Genomic DNA, 16557 nt, shown 5'->3' on the forward strand with positions numbered 1-16557 from the left:
GATCAATCAGTGATCCGTGAGAGTCTCCCGTGGCCATCAATTTCGATTTGAACGACCTGCAGGCCTTTCGTGCCGTGGTCGAGCAGGGCAGTTTTCGTAAGGCCGCCCAGGCCATCAATATTTCCCAGCCTGCCCTGAGTCGGCGAGTGGAAAAGCTCGAGGAAGCCCTGGGTGTGCGGTTGTTCGAGCGCACCACCCGGCGCGTAAGTCTGACCCAGGTCGGCCGCGCCTTTGCACCCACGGTGGAGCGCCTGCTGGATGACCTGGATGTCGCGTTGCTGGGCATCACCGATGTCGCCTCGACCCGGCTGGGGCATGTCACCGTGGCCTGCGTGCCTTCAGCGGCCTATTACTTCATGCCCAAGGTGATCGCCCATTATCACCGGCAGTATCCGAAGATCAAGGTCAAGGTGCTCGATTCCAGTGCCAACGATGTGCATGCCGCGGTACTCAGCGGCGAGGCGGATTTCGGCTTGAGTTTCACCGGCAACCTGCAGCCGGAAATCGAGTTCGAACTGCTGGTCGAGGAGCGCTACGTGGTGGCCTGCCGTCGTGATCATCCGTTGGCGCAAAGGGCCAGCGTGAGCTGGAAGGAGCTGTACCAGCAGGACTACATCAGCCTCGACAAGACGTCCGGTAACCGCTTTCTGCTCGATCAGGCGCTGATCCGCATCACACCGGAAAAACCGGGGGTGTGCGAGACCCGGCATGTCACGACCATGATCGGTCTGGTGGAGGCGGGGCTGGGCGTGGCGGCGGTACCGACCATGGCGATGCCGGGGCCGGAGCATCCGCTGCTGACCAGCGTGCCGCTGGTCGAGCCCGAGGTGTTGCGCAAGGTCGGGTTGCTCAAGCGCCGGGGCAGGGTGTTGACCCCGGCGGCTCTGGAGCTGGAGCGGCTGATCGTGGAGATGAAACAGCCGGTCAGCGTGTAACGGTGTCCAATCCGGTGGACTTGACCGTTTCCTGGGCGGCGGGTGCGGCCAGGTACTGGAGCAGTGCCTTGGCCTGTTCCGGGTGCTGCGCACCTACCGGGATACCGGCGGCGAAACGCGTCACCGACTGCACCGACTCCGGAATCTTGCCGACATAGGTCACCCCGGGTACCGGCAGCAGCTCACTGACCTGCTGGAAGCCCAACTGGTATTCGCCGGTTGCCACCACCGAGGCCACGGGAATCTTCGGCACCATGGTCGCCTTGGGCTTGAGCTGGGCCTCGATACCCAGGCGCTTGAACAGTTGCTCCTGGATGTACACGCCGCTGGCGCTGTCGGAGTAGGCCACGGACTTGGCCTTGAGCAGGGTGTCCTTGAGTTCCTGCTCGGTACCGATCGCCGGCTTGGCACTACCTTCGCGCACCACTAGGCCGATCCGCGAGTCGGCCAGTTCGACCCGGGAGGCGGGCAGTACCTTGCCTTGCTTGATCAACTCATCGAGAGCGTAGCCGACCATGATCACCACATCCGCCTTCTCGCCACGCGCCAGTCGATTGGGAATGGCCTCCGGGGCCTTGCCCATGGACGGGCCGAGAGCGGTGTCGAGGGTGTTGCCGGTTTCGGCGGCGAATTTCGGACCGAGGATCTTGTAGGCGGCGGTGAAGCCGCCCGAGGTCATCACGCGGATTTCCTCGGCCTGGGCGACGCTGCCCAGGGCCAGGCTGCCAATCAGGGCGAGTTTCAGGAACAGTGCTTTCATCGGGTTTCTCTTGTTCGAATGGGTGGTGTTCGAATGGGGGGCGGACTGCCGCCTTGATTTTGTGGGAGCCGGCTTGCTGGCGATCCGCCAACGGCGGCCATCCAGCAAAATCTCTATGGCTCTTGAGATGGCTATCGCCAGCAAGCCGGCTCCCACGGGGTCGGGGGACACGCCATTACATGGCGGGCTTGAGCTGCAGGTTCGCCTTGCGGTAAAGGAACAGCGTCGCACACAGCGCACAGATGGCGGCGAAGCTCATCCAGTAACCGGGCGCGGCCTTGTCACCGGTGTATTCGATCAGTGCGGTGGAAATCGCCGGGGTGAAGCCGCCGAACACTGCGGTCGCCAGGCTGTAGGCCAACGAGAAACCGGCCACGCGGACCTCTGCCGGCATGATTTCGGTCAGCGCGGCGACCATTGCGCCGTTGTACATCCCGTAGAGGAACGACAGCCACAGCAGCACCAGCAGCATGCTGTTGAAACTCGGTGCCTTGACCAGCAGCGACAGCGCCGGATAGGCCGTGGCCAGGGTCAGGCCGGCCATGGCCAGCAGCACCGGACGCCGGCCGATACGGTCGGAGAGGGCGCCACCCAGGGGCAGCCAGCAGAAGTTCGAGACACCGATCAGCAGGGTCACCAGCAGGCTGTCGGCGGTGCTCAGGTGCAGCACGGTCTTGCCGAAAGTCGGGGCGTAGACGGTGATCAGGTAGAACGCGGTGGTGGTCAGGGCGACCATCAGCATCCCGGCGACCACGGTGACCCAGTTCTGTGCCAGGGTGTTGAGCACTTCACGCAGGCCGGGGCGGCGCTTGCGCTGGGCGAACTCTTCGGTTTCCGCCAGATTGCGGCGCAGGAAGAAGATGAACGGCACGATCAGGCAGCCGATCATGAACGGAATGCGCCAGCCCCAGTCGGCCACGGTGCTGGTGGCCATCCACTGGTTCAGGCCGTAACCCAGGGCGGCGGCGACCACCACGGCGACCTGCTGGCTGCAGGATTGCCAGGCGACGAAGAAGCCCTTGCGGCCCGGGGTGGCGATTTCCGCCAGATAGACCGAGACCCCGCCCAGCTCCGCACCGGCCGAGAAGCCCTGCAACAGGCGCCCGAGCAGGACCAGGGCCGGCGCGAGCAGGCCGATGCTTTCATAGCCGGGTACCAGCACGATCAGGATCGTGCCGCTGGCCATGATCGACAGCGTGACGATCAGGCCCTTGCGCCGGCCGACCTCGTCGATATAGGCCCCGAGGATCACCGCGCCCAGCGGACGCATGAGGAAGCCGGCGCCGAAGACCGCAAAGGTCATCATCAGCGAGGCGAACTCACTGCTGGCGGGGAAGAAGGCGGCAGCGATATAGGTGGCGTAGAAGCCGAACAGGAAGAAGTCGAACTGCTCGAGGAAGTTGCCCGAAGTGACACGAAAGACCGCGCCCGCCTTGGCACGGGCAGAACTGGCGGTGGGGGGTGTGGCGTGCATCGTTAGGTCTCCAGCATTTTTATGGCCTGCATCGCGGTGCAGATTTTTATTGGAGGCGATACTGGAGCAGCCTTATAGATTTGATAAGTGCATTTTTAGAATGGATTGATGCGTCTTGTGGATCAAATGGGTTACATGCCCCTCACTTCCTACCTATGGAGCCGCCAGGACATGGCACCTTCGTGCCCCCCTGGTGAGTAGTCCTCCCGATGAGCGAGCCGCCATCAGGCAAACCTCCCCAGCATGAACTCGATAAAACTGCTCAACTTCGGCGTCATGTGCTTGTCCGGCAGGTAGACCAGGTGCAACGGCCGGTCCAGCGTCTCGTGATCGGGCAGCACATGCACCAGGCGCCCGTCCTTCAGCGCTTCCTGCATCAGGGTCTGCGGCAGCAGGACGATGCCGAGGCCTTCCAGCGCGGCATTCATCAGGGCAGTGCCGTTATTGGCCGACAGTTGTCCGTTCACCCGCACGCTCTCGTGGCTGACACCACGAAACAGCCAGTCACGCTGTGCCGTGGCCCGCAGGAACACCAGGCAGTTGTGATGTTGCAGGTCCGCCGGGGTCTGCGGCACCCCGTGAGTTTCCAGGTAGGCCGGTGAGGCACAGGCAATGCGCCGGTTCTTGTTCAGCAGGCGTGCGACCAGACCGCTGTTGGGCAATTCGCCGTAGCGGAACACCACGTCGAAACCTTCTTCCACCAGGTCCACCACGCGGTCGTTGAACTGCAGCTCGATCTCGACCTCCGGGTATTGCTTGAGATAGGCGGCAATGGCCGGCATCAATCGATCCGAGGCCAGGGTCGCCGAGGCGCTGACCCGCAGTTTGCCGCGGGGGTGGGCACGCTGTTCGCGGGCGATCAGCTCAGCCTGCTCGATCTGGTTGAGAATGGACACGCACTGGCTGTAGTAGCCCTGGCCGATCTCGGTCAGGCTCTGGCGGCGGGTGGTGCGGTGCAGCAGACGGGTGCCCAGGTGCCGTTCCAGGCCCTGGACGTGGTTGCCGACCATGGTCGAGGAAATACCGATGGACTGCGCAGCCGCACTGAAGCTGCCGTGCTCCACCACCTTGACGAAGACCTTCATGCTAGCCAGGACGTCCATTGCCAACCTTTGATTGGGAGTGATCCAAGAAAGCGCTAGTTTATCAAGCAGGGTTATGGGATCACCATGGGCGGCAACAGCGGTTGGGCACTTGCGTGAAGTCGTACAGCAAGGGTTCAGCAAGACGTCGTCATCGGGCTTGCCCGCAAGGCTATGATCCGTTGGGTACAGCGGGTTTCGGGGGTGTGTGATCAGCGGTTCATCGGGAGTTTTCGGGCTGCGCCTGTCGCGTCAGGCCAGTGGCATGTTGGCGATTCTGATCTCTATCGCCCTGGCATCGCTGGATACCGCCATTGCCAATACGGCGCTGCCGGCGATCGCCAACAGCCTGCACACCACGCCGGCGGCCTCGGTGTGGATCATCAATGCCTACCAACTGGCGGCAGCGGCGACCATTCTGGCGTTCGCCTCGTTCGGTGGTGTGATCGGGCACCGCAAGGTCTACCTGTTCGGACTGGTGCTGTTCACGATAGCTTCGGCACTCTGCGCGATGTCGACCACCCTGACCCAGTTGACCCTCGCCCGGGTGCTGCAGGGCGTAGGCGGCAGCGCGATCATGAGTGTCAACGCGGCGCTGATCTTCAGCCTGTTCCCGCCGGAAAAACTCGGCAAGGGCATGGGCCTCAATGCGCTGGTGGTGGGCATGTCGTTCGCCGCCGGGCCGACGGTGGCGTCGCTGATCCTGTCGGTGGCCAACTGGCCCTGGCTGTTTGGCGTCAACCTCCCCATCGGCCTGATTGCGCTGGCGATGGCGATCCCTTCGCTGCCGCATACCCCGCCCAACGGCCAGCGTTTCGCCTGGGGGACCGCTGTGCTGAGCATGGTCACCTTCGGTTCGCTGATCTATGCGCTGGGCGAAGGCGCGCAACTGGCTGGCGCACCGGTGATCGGCCTGGCTTTGCTGGTCTGTGTCGGTGCCGGTTTCCTGATGATTCGCCGCGAAGCCGGGCATCCGGCGCCGTTGTTCCCGCTCGACCTGCTCAAGCGGCCGATGTTCGCCTTGTCGGCCGTGACCGCGATCTGCTCGTTTGCCACCCAGGGCCTGGCGTTCGTCTCGCTACCGTTTTTTTTCGAAACGGTACTGGGGCGCGACCCCGTGCAGACCGGCTACCTGATGACACCCTGGTCGGTGGTGGTGGCATTGATCGCGCCGTTTGCCGGACGCCTGTCGGACCGCTATCCGCCGGGTTTGCTCGGGGGCATCGGGCTGGGTGTGCTGTCTTTGGGCATGTTGTCCCTGGCGATGCTGCCCAGTGACCCGAGTGCACTGGAGATCGGCGTCCGCATGGTGATCTGCGGCCTGGGTTTCGGCTTCTTCCAGTCACCGAACCAGAAGGCGCTGATGACCAGTGCACCACGTGAGCGCAGCAGCGGGGCCAGCGGTACGATCGCCACGGCGCGGCTGATCGGCCAGTCGACGGGGGCTGCGCTGGTGGCGCTGAGTTTCGGTATATCGAGCCATGAGGGGCCGATTCTGGCACTGTATATCGGTGCGGGGTTCGCGGCGGCGGCTTGCCTGGCGAGTTTTTCGCGGTTGGTGGCGCGTAGCGGCGTGTAAGAGGTAGCGGGGATGGCCGCCGACGGCGGTTCGCTGGCAAGCCAGCGCCCACAGGGACCTGGATGAGGAATGGGATGGGCAGGGATTACCTGGCATTTTTTGCGTCGCTGTTTCTTTCCAGGCTGGCCGACCAGATCCTGTTGTTCATCGTTCCGCTGTTGGTGTTCCAGAGCACCAACAGCGCCTCCTGGGCCGGGCTGGCGTTCTTTGCCGAAGCCTTGCCGCGCTTTCTCGCCTTCCCGGTCTGCGGCGCGTTGTGCGACCGCTTTTCGCCGGTGCGTATCCTGCACCTGAGCCAGGCCTGCCGGGCCATCACCTGTATCCTGGCGGTTGTCGGCCATGGCCTGTTCGGCGGCATCTATTGGCTGGTGGTGCTGTCGGCGTTGTGCGGGGTGCTGACGACCCAGGGCATCATGGCCCGCGAGGTGCTGCTGCCACATGTCTTCGCGCGTTACAGCTACACCAGGACGCTGTCCTACTCGCAGATCGCCGACCAGAGTGGCCTGGTGCTCGGCCCATTGCTGGCGGCCCTGATGCTTGGGACCATGAGCTGGTCCTGGGTGGTATTGGCCGTCGCCGGCCTGTTCCTGCTGGCCGACCTGGCGATGTGGGGCTGGCAGCGCAGCAGCACCGTCACACTGCCCACTTTCGAGCAGCAGCCAGGGCTCTGGCTGAAACCCCTGCGCGTGGCGCTCGGGCACATCCGGAGCCTGGCCGAGTTGCAAAAAATCATCTGCCTGGCAGTCGGTGTCAACCTGATCGTTGGCGTGACCCTGGCGACTTCGGCCGCGCTGGTGGTCGGTGTCCACGAGCAGGGCAAGGACTACTATGCCGGACTGCAGGCGGTGGGCGCGGGGGTGACCATCGCCATCCTGTTCCTGCTGGCGCGGGTCCACCTGTCGCTGCGGCTGCTGGGCGGACTCTCCTATTCGTTGATCGTGCTGGGCGGCTTCATCAGTGGCCTGAGTGGCTCCATCGCGGGCTATGTGCTGGGTTTCCTGCTGGTGATCGGCTTCGACAAGATGTTCAACGTGTACATGCGCAGCATCCGCCAGCGGGTCATTCCCGCGCAGGATTTCGGCAAGACCGTGGGCGTGATCACCTTGCTGAACAACCTGTCGCAGCCTCTGGCCGGCTTGCTGGTTGGAGGCCTGGCGGCCCCTTTGGGCGCTCGCGGCGTGGTACTGGTGTTGAGCGTGGCCAGCCTGCTGATCGGCGTGGCCGCCTGTTGGCGATGGCATGAGCGCTTGCAGGCAACCTGACATCACTGGAAAAACACCGGCGATTGGATATTCTGTGCGCCGATTATGGATCCGATCCGCCGATTTCAGGCGTGTCGACAAGTACAGAGGGTGGGCTGATGGCGGGCAGGTTGATCTATCTCATCGGGCCTTCGGGTTCCGGCAAGGACAGTCTGCTCGAGGCCGCCCGTGACTCCCTGTTACAGCGTGGTGGCCGTATCGTGCGGCGGGTCATCACCCGTTCCGCCGAGGCGACCGGCGAGGCGGCCCATGGTGTCAGTGTCGGGCAGTTCGCGGCGATGCGCGAGCAGGGGGCTTTTGCCATGAGCTGGGAGGCCAATGGCCTGAGCTATGGCATCCCCAGTGAAATCGATCAGTGGCTGGCTGATGGCCAGGACGTGCTGGTCAACGGCTCGCGGGGCTACCTGCCCGAGGCCCGCAAGCGTTATCCCGACCTGCTGGCGGTGTTGTTGACGGTGGACCAGGCGGTGTTGCGCGAGCGACTGCTGGAGCGTCGCCGTGAGTCGCTGCCGGAGATCGAGGCACGACTGGCGCGCAACGCGGCATTCACCCTCGATGCCGGAGAAGACCCGTCGCTGGTGTTGCTGGACAACTCCGGGCCGATCCGCCAGACCGTGACCCAGTTGTTCGCCTTGATCGACAGGGCGTGAATACGCCGACGTCCTTGCAAGTGTTGTCTAGAGTTGAACGGGGGCTGTAGTTCCGCCGCTTGTTGGGCGGGGTTACGCCATATCCCGAGCAGCCACTCACGCACATTCACTTCATCGAGGTCTCCATGCACATCAATCTCTCCGGCAAGGTTGCCATCGTCAGTGGTTCCACCGCCGGTATTGGCCTGGGCATTGCCCAGGGCCTGGCCGGCGCCGGTGCCCGCGTCGTGATCATCGGTCGCCAGCAGGGCAAGGTCGACGAAGCCATCGCCAGTGTGCTCGCAACGCATCCCGCGGCTAACGTTCGTGGCCTTGTGGCCGACCTGGGTACGGCAGCTGGCGCAGAGACGCTGTTCAAGGCCGAGCCGCACGCAGACATCCTGGTCAACAACCTGGGCATCTACAACGACGTCGATTTCTTCGACACGCCGGACGAAGAGTGGGCGCGCTTCTATGAGGTCAATGTGATTTCCGGTGTGCGCCTGGCGCGGCACTACACACCACAGATGGTCGAGCGTGGTTGGGGGCGCGTGCTGTTCGTCTCGTCCGAGTCGGGGATTGCCACGCCGGCCGACATGATCAACTACGGGGTCACCAAGAGCGCCAACCTCGCCGTGTCCCACGGCTTGGCCAAGCGCCTGGCGGGGACCGGGGTGACGGTCAACTCGATCCTTCCCGGGCCGACCTTCACCGATGGTCTCGAGGGCATGCTCAAGGATGCGATCGCGGCATCGGGCCGCAGTGCCCGGGAAGAGGCCGACGCCTTCGTCAAGGTCGCCCGGCCGACCTCGATCATCCAGCGCGCAGCGGATGTCCGGGAGGTGGCCAACCTGGCCGTCTACCTCGCTTCGCCGCTGTCTTCTGCCACCACTGGCGCGGCCTTGCGGGTCGACGGCGGTGTCGTCGACAGCCTGGCTATCTGAGCCTTTTGAGGAGCATCCCGGCATGGCCGCTACATCCGTCACGATTGAAATTCCTGCCAGCCCCGACCAGGTCTGGCAACTCATGGGGGGCTTTGGCTCGCTGTCCGACTGGCTGGCGTTCATTCCCAGCACCCGCCTGAGTGAGGGCGGGCGGGTCCGCACCTTGCAGACCGCCGATGGCAGTGTGGTGGTCGAGCGCCTGGAGGCCTTCGATAATCGGGCACGGCGTTACAGCTACTCGATCCTGCAGGCGGCCTTTCCCGTCACTGACTACCTGGCCACGTTGCAGGTGCGTGAAGGGAGCACCCCTCAGAGTGCCATCGTCGAATGGGCCGGGATCTTCAGCCCGGTCGGGGTGGGCGATGAGGAGGCTGTTGCGCTGTTCCACGGCATCTACAGCGCGGGCCTGGAGGCGTTGAAAACCCACTTCCCGGGTTGAACGCGCGTGCAAAAGAACGCGTGATGCCCTATAACGGCTGACATCGTAAAGCCTGGCCGGCCATGCGCAGGTCGGGTTTTGTCTCGGGAAGAGGTTATCGATGTTGCGTATTCGCGGGTTGAGCAAGGGCTATGCCACCGCCCAGGGACGGCTGGCGGTGTTGCAGGGCGTGGATCTGCAGTTGGAGCAGGGCGCGAGCCTGGCCCTGATGGGCGAGTCGGGCAGTGGCAAGAGTACCCTGCTGCACCTGGTGGCCGGCCTGGACAGCGCCGACAGTGGCTCGATCGAGGTCGCCGGGCGTGACCTCTGCCAACTGAATGAAGGGCAACTGGCCAATTGGCGGCGCCAGGAAATCGGCCTGATCTTCCAGCAGTTCAACCTGATTCCGAGCCTGACCGTGGCCGACAACCTCGCATTCCAGGCTCGCCTGGCCGGGCGTCATGACCGGCATTGGGAGCGCCAGTTGGTCGAGCGCCTGGGGCTCGGGCAGACCCTGTCCCGTTATCCCGAACAACTCTCCGGTGGCCAGCAGCAGCGGGTTGCCCTCGGTCGCGCACTGGCGGCCCGGCCGCCGCTGATCCTGGCCGACGAGCCCACCGGCAGCCTGGATGAAAGCACCAGTGACGACGTGCTGGATGTGCTGCTGGAGCTGCTTGCCGACAATGCCACCAGCCTGTTGATGGTCACCCACAGTGAGCGCATGGCCAGCCGCCTGCAACGTCGAGTGCGTTTGCACAATGGCCGGCTGAGCGAGTCATGAGGACCTTCTACTGGGCCTTGCTGGCCCTGCTCAGTCATTGGTGGCGTCATCGCGTCCAACTGGCCAGCGTCCTGGCCGGACTGTGGTTGGCCACCGCCTTGCTGATCGGCGTGCAGGCGCTCAACAGCCAGGCCCGGGACAGTTACGCGCGGGCCAGCCAACTGATCGGCGGTGCGGCGCCTTACCGGCTGGTCAGTCGTGACGGCGGGCATTTCGAGCAGCAACTGTTTGTCCAGCTGCGCCTGGCGGGGTGGCCGGTTTCACCGTTGCTGCAGGGGCGCCTGGAACTGGATGATCCACGCCAGCCTGGGCATCCCCAGCGCCTGCAGGTGCTGGGGGTCGATCCGGTCAGCCTGCCGCGGGGCAGTACGTTGGCCGGGCAATCCGTGGACAGCCAACAGTTGCTGGCGTTCATTGGTGTGCCGGGGCAGACCTGGGTGGCGGCCGATACCTTGCAGCGGCTCGGCCTGAAGGTCGGCGACCGACCCCATGGCCCGGATGGGCAGTTGCTGCCGCCGCTGGCCTTGCGCCCACAACTGCCGCCCGGCCTGTTGCTGATGGACGTGGGGGCTGCCCAAGAGGTGCTCAATGCACCGGGACAGCTGTCACAACTGCTGTTGGCGACGGATTTCGCCCGCACCGATCCGCCGTTGCCCGCCGATCTGGTCAATCGCCTGCGCCTGCAGGCTCCCGGTGACGAAAGCGACCTGGCGCATCTGACCGAGAGCTTTCATCTCAATCTCAGCGCCTTGGGCTTCCTGGCTTTTATCGTCGGTTTGTTCATCGTCCACGGGGCGATCGGCCTGGCCCTGGAGCAGCGTAGAGGCCTGCTGCGGACGCTGCGCTCCTGTGGTGTCAGCGCCCGTTGCCTGCTGAGCGCGCTGACGGTCGAACTGCTGGGCTTTGCCCTGGTAGGCGGAGTGCTGGGCGTCGTCAGCGGTTACGGACTGGCGAGCCTGCTGTTGCCGGACGTGGCGGCCAGCCTGCGTGGGCTTTATGGTGCTGAAGTGGCGGGTAGCCTGAATCTGCCGGCTGGCGATTGGCTGGCGGGGTTGGGGCTGTCCGTGGGTGGCGCCTTGCTGGCTGGTGCCGGCAGTGTCTGGCGGGCGGCACGCCTGCCGTTGCTGGCGTTGGCCCAGGCCGAGGCCTGGCGGACGGCGCAGGCACGGCGCCTGCGCCAACAGTTCTGGCTGGCGGTCGCGCTGGCGTTGGTGGTGCCGGCCTGCATCGCCTGGGGTAACAGCCTGGCCAGTGGTTTTGCCTTGATGGCTGCGTTGCTGATTGCCGCGGCACTGCTGCTGCCGGTCTGCCTGAACGTGCTGTTGAGCGGCCTGCTGCCGGCTTGCCGGCGACCCTTGAGCCAATGGTTCATCGCCGACAGCCGCCAGCAGTTGCCGGCCCTGAGCCTGGCGCTGATGGCCTTGCTCCTGGCCCTGGCCGCGAACATTGGCGTGGGCAGCATGACTTCGGGCTTTCGCCAGACCTTCACCAACTGGCTGGACCAACGCCTGTTTGCCCAACTGTACATCACCACCCAGGACGCCGGGCAGGACTCGCCGCTGGAGCAATGGCTGGCCGCCCGCGGCGATGTCCAGCTGGTGATGCCGGGCTGGGATGCCGAGATCAGCCTGCAGGGCTGGCCGACCCAGGTGCGTGGCATACCGGATGTATTGACCTATCGCCAGCATTGGCCCTTGCTGGAGTCTGCGAAGGACGCCTGGGAGCAATGGGGGGCGGGCGAGGGGGTGATGGTCAGTGAACAACTGGCGCGCCACCTGAAGCTCGAGCTCGGCCAGCAACTGGTCTTGCCCACTCCGGTAGGCGACTGGTCCGTGCCGGTGCTGGGTGTGTATGCCGACTACGGCAATCCCAAGGGGCACCTGCTGCTGGAGGGACGTGCACTGCAGGCCCATTGGCCGGAGTTGCGGCCAACCCGCTACAACCTGCTGGTCGCTCCCGAGGCGGTTGCACCGCTCAAGCAGGCGCTGCAGCAGACCTTTCATTTCGACGAGGCGCACCTGATCGACCAGAGCGAGCTCAAGGACACCGCCGCCAAGGTCTTCGAACGCACGTTCGCCGCCACCACGGCCCTCAACAGCCTGACCCTCGGCGTGGCCGGCGTGGCACTGTTCATCAGCCTGCTGAGCCTGAGCGAAAGCCGCCTGGCACAACTGGCACCTTTGTGGGCACTGGGTGTCGGTCGCCGCCATTTGCTGCTGTTGAGCCTCGGGCAGACCTTGCTGCTGGGTTCGCTCACGCTGTTGCTGGCGATTCCCCTGGGACTGGCGCTGGCCTGGTGCCTGGTGGCGGTGGTGAACGTGCAGGCTTTCGGCTGGCGCCTGCCAATGCTGGTCTTCCCCTGGCAGTTGCTGCACCTGTCGCTGATGGCGCTGCTGGTGACCCTGGTTGCGGCGGCCTGGCCGTTATGGAAGCTGTTGCGGGTCAGCCCGGTGGCCTTGTTGAGGACGTTTGCCAATGAACGCTAGGGGCCTGTTTGCCGTGCTGTTCGGCTTGCTGCTGGCGGGTTGCGATCAGGCGCCGCCGGCAGAGTCGGAAGGTTTCGCCGGACTGGGGGCAAGCGCCGCCGATTTCGCCCAGGTCGTGCCGGGGCAGACCCTGGAATTTCCTCGTGACCACGGCGCCCATCGTGATTATCGCATCGAGTGGTGGTACATCACCGCCAACCTCAAGGATGCCGAAGGCCACGCCTATGGCGTGCAGTGGACGCTCTTTCGCAGCGCCCTCAGGGTGCCCGGAGACCTCAAGGGCTGGAGCGAGCCAACCTTGTGGATGGGGCATGCGGCGCTGACCAGCGAGCAGGGCCATCACTATGCCCAGGCGCTGTCCCGGGCCGGTGTCGGTACGGCGGGCGTCGAGGCCGAGCCACTGCATGCCTGGATCGACGACTGGCAACTGCGCAGCCTGTCACCGGCCAACCAGGGACTGGGGCAGATGCTGCTGACGGCCCATGGCAGCGATTTCGCCTATCGCTTGAACCTGAGCAGCGAGCGCCCGTTGGTGTTGCAGGGCGATCATGGCTATAGCCTGAAGTCCGGCAAGGGGCAGGCTTCGTGGTATTACAGCCAGCCATATTTCCAGGTGAACGGCAGCCTGCAGGTCGATGGTCGCGAGGTTCAGGTCAGCGGCCAGGCGTGGCTCGACCGCGAGTGGAGCAGCCAGCCGCTGGCCGCAGAACAGTCCGGCTGGGACTGGTTTTCCCTGCACTTGGCCGATGGTTCGAAGGTGATGCTGTTTCAGGTCCGCCAGCAGGGAGGCGAGGCCTACCGGGCCGGGACCTGGATCGGTGCTGACGGCCAGGCGCAAGTGCTCAGGGGCGACGATATCGTGCTGACACCGGGACGGCGGGCCCGTGTCGCCGGACGCCAGTTGCCGGTGCAATGGCAATTGGAGATTCCGAGCCGGCAGCTGCGTATCGAGACGAAACCGTTGCGGGACGATGCCTGGATGGGCACCACGTTTTCCTATTGGGAAGGGCCGATCAGCTTGCACGGGAGCCAGCAGGGGGTGGGCTACCTGGAGATGACGGGATACTGAAGTCCATGTCGAACGCCGGGTGGGCGCAACGCCCTTGGACAACAACAGCCGTTTCATTCGCTCTAACAACTGCTACCCAGGATGACTCACATGAAAACCGAACAGATTCGCTTCGATGATGGCGCTTCGTATGAGCGCTACATGGGCAAGTGGAGCCAACTGGCCGGGGAGGCCTTCCTTGACTGGATCGCTCCGGCTCGCGGTCAGCGCTGGCTGGACGTCGGCTGTGGCAATGGTGCCTTCACCGAGATGCTGATCGGGCACTCTGCACCGGTGGCGGTGGAGGGTGTCGATCCCTCCGCGCAACAGTTGATTTATGCACGTACCCGGCCTGCGCTGGGCAACGTGAAGTTCATTGAGGGTGATGCGATGGCGCTGCCCTATGGCGAGGACTCATTCGATATCGCGGTAATGCCGCTGGTGATTTTCTTCGTCCCCGAGCCGGCGAAGGGCGTTGCCGAGATGGCGCGGGTCGTGCGCCCAGGCGGTGTGGTTGCCGCCTATGCCTGGGACATGTACGGCGGTGGTTTCCCCTATGACGCGCTGCTATCGGAAATTCGCGGGCTGGGAATTGCGGTGCCCAAGCCACCCAGCCCGGAGGCCTCGCGGATCGACGACATGCGCAACCTGTGGGCGGAGGCCGGTCTGGATGATATCGAGACTCGCGCGATCGAGGTCAGCCGCACCTTCGCCGACTTCGACGATTTCTGGGAGACGGCGCGTGGCGCGCCGAGTGTCGGGGCGACGCTGGCCAGGCTGACGGGTGAGGATCTGGAATCGCTCAAGGCGCGGGTACGCGAGCGTCTGCCGGCAGATGCCGAGGGGCGTATCACCTACAGTGCACGGGCGAATGCAGTCAAAGGTCGCGTCCGGCAATACTGACTTGTGGCCTCAGCCCTCCACCGGTTCGGCGCCGAGCGTCTGCACCAGGCTCTCGAGCATCTCGGTGGTCACATTGTCCTGCGCCGGCTCGATCATCGCACGGGCGCCGAACTGGCGAGTCAGGCGGTATTCGCTGGGGGTGCAACTGACAAACTGCTTGAAGGCGCGGGCGAAGTAGGAGGGGTCCTTGAAGCCTGCCTCATAGCCGATGCTGGTGATGGGCATCTGGCTGTTGTCCAGCAACTGCTTGGCGAAGTCCATGCGCTTGTTCAGGATGTAGTCGGTGAAACCGAGCCCGTAGGTTTCCTTGAACAGGCGGCTGAAGCGGAAGGTGGTCATGCCGCAGCGCGTGGCCAGTTCCTTCTGGTCGATGCTGTCGCGAAAGTGCTGGTCGATGTACAACAGCACATGGCTCAGCGCCTGGTGCTTCTGGTGGTCCGCCGTCATCCGGATGCTGCCCGGCAAGGTCGGCGAATGATCGATTCGCGGGGTCTTACGCTGCTCGTTGGCCGGCCGGCGCAGCTCGTGGAGCTGCAGCACTGCGGCCAGATAGCGATTCCTTTCGGCGACAGTCAAAGGCAATACCATGTATTCCCAAACGCATGAACGCATGGCCCATACGGCCAGCTCTTCGGAGTGCTGTACGGTGAACATGGTGATGGGAATGGTGGGCGCCGTCTGCTTGATCTCCAAAAGCATTCTCAGGCCCGGTGTGTCGGGGCGGTCGAAGTGAATGCAGATCATGTCGGCGTGGATCTTGCCCGAAAAAACGGGCTCCTGGGCCAGTGTGCAGTCGCAGGCCTGCTCAAACTGCCTGATGAGCTCGGTGGTGCTTCGATCATGGGTCCGATCGAGCCACAGCAGTGATGGTTTTCGGGTCACCTTCGACGTCATGCGCTCTGCTCTGAGGTTCGTACGGCCATCCAGTGAACAGTATCGCCAATGTGCCATCAGCTGTTCAGATTGAATCCTGATTAAAAGAACGACACTCAGTTCCTTGTGTTCTATGTCTCGCCGGCTGCCCGGCAGGCCCGCAAAAAAGTCCTAGCGATACGCAAAATCCTCCTAACCCCCTCGCAAGTGCCCTGACTAAGGTAGCCACAAGCAGTTCGAAAAGAGCTGCTGCCCCGTAATAACAACAAGCGAATGAGGTGTGCGAAATGACTCTTCAAACTATCAAGGCTTCGGTAATGAAGTTCGCCAAAGATGAAGATGGGCTGACCATTGTCGAGTATGCAGTGGCAGGTGGCCTGATTACGGTAGCGGTAGCCGCTGCATTCGTTCTTTTGGGCGGTGCCGTGAATACCAAGATCAGGGCGCTGTGCCAGGCCGTGAATAATAACGTTGCCTGCTGATCACCCTGGCTTGTTGCGGTGGGACGCGGCTCAGTTACCTGAGTAACCGGTGGCAACTGTTTAAAGAGGGTGCCACCGGATGATTTTAAGCACTTGAATCTGTTCCCGCCAAAATGGGTTGAATGACTGCTCAAGTGAGGTGTGCAAAATGACACTGCAAACAATAAGAAGCGCCATGCGCAAGTTCGCTGCAGATGACAATGGCCTGACCATTGTCGAGTACGCGGTGGCGGGCGGGCTGATTACGGTCGCGGTGGCCGTTGCGTTCACGCTGCTCGGTGGTGCGGTGAACACCAAGATCCAGGCGCTTTGCCAGGCCGTAAACAACAACGTTGCGTGCTAACGACTCATCCCACCTGGGAGACGCGCCATGTCCACGGAACTGCTGGCTTCTACTGTTTTGCTGATAGGACTGCTTGGCGTGGCGGTGGTGAGCGATCTGCTTCGCCACCGTATCCCCAACATGTTGGTCCTGTTGGGACTTGCCCTGGGATTGGTCGGTCAGTTTTACTCGGGAGGTATGAGCGGATTAGGTAATGGCTTGTTGAGCGTACTGGTCTGCTTTGCTCTTTTCATACCGATGTATGCGGTCGGGGGCATGGCCGCTGGTGACGTAAAGTTGATGGCCATGGTCGGTAGTTTTCTACCTTTGCATTATGCCATGTGGGCGGCGTTATTCAGTTTGATGGCCGGAGGTATATGCGGTTTTCTAATCGTACTGTTTCGCGGTCAACTATTGAAAACCTTGGGGCGTTACTGGCTGATCATGAGAGCGCAGGCTTATCTGGCGCCGACTTCGGATGAAGTCGCCGGCAAGCCTTTCCCTTATTCAATCGCCATCTTGTTCGGCACTTTGAATACCCTCAGCTGGCAACTCTTTTCCAATGGGTTGGGAGGTTAG

At 63.4% G+C, this 16557-nt stretch carries 17 protein-coding genes; 13 read left to right on the forward strand and 4 right to left on the reverse strand.

Annotated features, from left to right (window positions below; translation table 11 throughout):
* Positions 1–29: 29 nt before the first annotated feature.
* The gene (locus HU752_RS15705) at positions 30–935 is read left to right on the forward strand and encodes a LysR family transcriptional regulator (protein ID WP_186676744.1); all 906 of its coding nucleotides are present in this window, start codon (positions 30–32) and stop codon (positions 933–935) included.
* Here HU752_RS15705 and HU752_RS15710 read toward each other — a convergent pair.
* From HU752_RS15710 to HU752_RS15720, 3 genes are all read right to left on the reverse strand, one after another.
* Positions 925–1695 carry a substrate-binding domain-containing protein gene (locus HU752_RS15710; RefSeq protein WP_186676743.1) on the reverse strand — a complete coding sequence of 257 codons (771 nt, stop codon included), beginning with the start codon at positions 1693–1695 and terminating at the stop codon, positions 925–927. The two genes, HU752_RS15705 and HU752_RS15710, sit on opposite strands and share 11 nt — an antisense overlap.
* 175 nt (positions 1696–1870) lie before the next feature.
* Positions 1871–3169: an MFS transporter gene (locus HU752_RS15715; protein ID WP_186676742.1), complete on the reverse strand. Its 1299-nt coding sequence runs from the start codon at positions 3167–3169 to the stop codon at positions 1871–1873.
* A gap of 224 nt (positions 3170–3393) precedes the next feature.
* Complete coding sequence (locus HU752_RS15720) at positions 3394–4272, reverse strand: LysR family transcriptional regulator (protein ID WP_186676741.1); 879 nt, start codon at positions 4270–4272, stop codon at positions 3394–3396.
* A gap of 244 nt (positions 4273–4516) precedes the next feature.
* On the opposite strand from HU752_RS15720, the gene HU752_RS15725 reads away from it, so the two are divergent.
* The 9 genes from HU752_RS15725 to HU752_RS15765 all read left to right on the forward strand — a co-directional run bounded on the left by HU752_RS15725 (position 4517) and on the right by HU752_RS15765 (position 14301).
* On the forward strand, positions 4517–5830 hold the full coding sequence (locus HU752_RS15725; protein ID WP_186676739.1) for an MFS transporter: 1314 nt from the start codon (positions 4517–4519) through the stop codon (positions 5828–5830).
* A 74-nt stretch (positions 5831–5904) separates the two neighbouring features.
* Positions 5905–7092 carry an MFS transporter gene (locus HU752_RS15730; protein WP_186676738.1) on the forward strand — a complete coding sequence of 396 codons (1188 nt, stop codon included), beginning with the start codon at positions 5905–5907 and terminating at the stop codon, positions 7090–7092.
* Between the two features lie 98 nt (positions 7093–7190).
* The gene (gene phnN, locus HU752_RS15735) at positions 7191–7742 is read left to right on the forward strand and encodes a phosphonate metabolism protein/1,5-bisphosphokinase (PRPP-forming) PhnN (protein WP_186676737.1); all 552 of its coding nucleotides are present in this window, start codon (positions 7191–7193) and stop codon (positions 7740–7742) included.
* Between the two features lie 125 nt (positions 7743–7867).
* Complete coding sequence (locus HU752_RS15740) at positions 7868–8665, forward strand: SDR family NAD(P)-dependent oxidoreductase (protein WP_186676735.1); 798 nt, start codon at positions 7868–7870, stop codon at positions 8663–8665.
* Positions 8666–8687: 22 nt separating this feature from the next.
* Complete coding sequence (locus HU752_RS15745) at positions 8688–9104, forward strand: SRPBCC family protein (RefSeq protein WP_186676733.1); 417 nt, start codon at positions 8688–8690, stop codon at positions 9102–9104.
* A 100-nt stretch (positions 9105–9204) separates the two neighbouring features.
* Positions 9205–9864: an ABC transporter ATP-binding protein gene (locus HU752_RS15750; protein WP_186676731.1), complete on the forward strand. Its 660-nt coding sequence runs from the start codon at positions 9205–9207 to the stop codon at positions 9862–9864.
* A complete protein-coding gene (locus HU752_RS15755) occupies positions 9861–12350 on the forward strand; it encodes an FtsX-like permease family protein (protein ID WP_186676729.1) in 2490 nt (829 codons plus the stop codon). Before HU752_RS15750 ends, HU752_RS15755 begins: the two co-directional genes overlap by 4 nt.
* Positions 12340–13419, forward strand: a complete 1080-nt coding sequence (locus tag HU752_RS15760; RefSeq protein WP_186676726.1) for a lipocalin-like domain-containing protein — start codon at positions 12340–12342, stop codon at positions 13417–13419. Before HU752_RS15755 ends, HU752_RS15760 begins: the two co-directional genes overlap by 11 nt.
* Positions 13420–13509: 90 nt before the next feature.
* On the forward strand, positions 13510–14301 hold the full coding sequence (locus HU752_RS15765) for a class I SAM-dependent methyltransferase (protein ID WP_186676724.1): 792 nt from the start codon (positions 13510–13512) through the stop codon (positions 14299–14301).
* A gap of 9 nt (positions 14302–14310) precedes the next feature.
* Here the strand turns inward: HU752_RS15765 and HU752_RS15770 are convergent, their stop codons facing one another.
* Positions 14311–15195, reverse strand: coding sequence for a helix-turn-helix domain-containing protein (locus HU752_RS15770; protein ID WP_186676722.1), 885 nt, complete (start codon positions 15193–15195; stop codon positions 14311–14313).
* Positions 15196–15461: 266 nt separating this feature from the next.
* On the opposite strand from HU752_RS15770, the gene HU752_RS15775 reads away from it, so the two are divergent.
* The 3 genes from HU752_RS15775 (at position 15462) to HU752_RS15785 (ending at position 16557) form a co-directional block, all read left to right on the forward strand.
* Positions 15462–15656 carry a Flp family type IVb pilin gene (locus HU752_RS15775; protein WP_186676721.1) on the forward strand — a complete coding sequence of 65 codons (195 nt, stop codon included), beginning with the start codon at positions 15462–15464 and terminating at the stop codon, positions 15654–15656.
* A 148-nt stretch (positions 15657–15804) separates the two neighbouring features.
* Positions 15805–15999, forward strand: a complete 195-nt coding sequence (locus tag HU752_RS15780) for a Flp family type IVb pilin (protein WP_186676719.1) — start codon at positions 15805–15807, stop codon at positions 15997–15999.
* Positions 16000–16026: 27 nt separating this feature from the next.
* Positions 16027–16557: an A24 family peptidase gene (locus tag HU752_RS15785; RefSeq protein ID WP_186676717.1), complete on the forward strand. Its 531-nt coding sequence runs from the start codon at positions 16027–16029 to the stop codon at positions 16555–16557.

It is taken from the genome of Pseudomonas vanderleydeniana, assembly GCF_014268755.2.
Classification (GTDB): Bacteria; Pseudomonadota; Gammaproteobacteria; order Pseudomonadales; family Pseudomonadaceae; genus Aquipseudomonas; species Aquipseudomonas vanderleydeniana.

Coding starts and splice junctions, on each gene's coding strand:
- HU752_RS15710 (WP_186676743.1), bottom strand. CDS start 1,695: ATGAAAGCACTGTTCCTGAAACTCGCCCTGATTGGCAGCCTGGCCCTG.
- HU752_RS15715 (WP_186676742.1), bottom strand. CDS start 3,169: ATGCACGCCACACCCCCCACCGCCAGTTCTGCCCGTGCCAAGGCGGGC.
- HU752_RS15720 (WP_186676741.1), bottom strand. CDS start 4,272: ATGGACGTCCTGGCTAGCATGAAGGTCTTCGTCAAGGTGGTGGAGCAC.
- HU752_RS15725 (WP_186676739.1), top strand. CDS start 4,517: ATGTTGGCGATTCTGATCTCTATCGCCCTGGCATCGCTGGATACCGCC.
- HU752_RS15730 (WP_186676738.1), top strand. CDS start 5,905: ATGGGCAGGGATTACCTGGCATTTTTTGCGTCGCTGTTTCTTTCCAGG.
- phnN (WP_186676737.1), top strand. CDS start 7,191: ATGGCGGGCAGGTTGATCTATCTCATCGGGCCTTCGGGTTCCGGCAAG.
- HU752_RS15740 (WP_186676735.1), top strand. CDS start 7,868: ATGCACATCAATCTCTCCGGCAAGGTTGCCATCGTCAGTGGTTCCACC.
- HU752_RS15745 (WP_186676733.1), top strand. CDS start 8,688: ATGGCCGCTACATCCGTCACGATTGAAATTCCTGCCAGCCCCGACCAG.
- HU752_RS15750 (WP_186676731.1), top strand. CDS start 9,205: ATGTTGCGTATTCGCGGGTTGAGCAAGGGCTATGCCACCGCCCAGGGA.
- HU752_RS15755 (WP_186676729.1), top strand. CDS start 9,861: ATGAGGACCTTCTACTGGGCCTTGCTGGCCCTGCTCAGTCATTGGTGG.
- HU752_RS15760 (WP_186676726.1), top strand. CDS start 12,340: ATGAACGCTAGGGGCCTGTTTGCCGTGCTGTTCGGCTTGCTGCTGGCG.
- HU752_RS15765 (WP_186676724.1), top strand. CDS start 13,510: ATGAAAACCGAACAGATTCGCTTCGATGATGGCGCTTCGTATGAGCGC.
- HU752_RS15770 (WP_186676722.1), bottom strand. CDS start 15,195: ATGACGTCGAAGGTGACCCGAAAACCATCACTGCTGTGGCTCGATCGG.
- HU752_RS15775 (WP_186676721.1), top strand. CDS start 15,462: ATGACTCTTCAAACTATCAAGGCTTCGGTAATGAAGTTCGCCAAAGAT.
- HU752_RS15780 (WP_186676719.1), top strand. CDS start 15,805: ATGACACTGCAAACAATAAGAAGCGCCATGCGCAAGTTCGCTGCAGAT.
- HU752_RS15785 (WP_186676717.1), top strand. CDS start 16,027: ATGTCCACGGAACTGCTGGCTTCTACTGTTTTGCTGATAGGACTGCTT.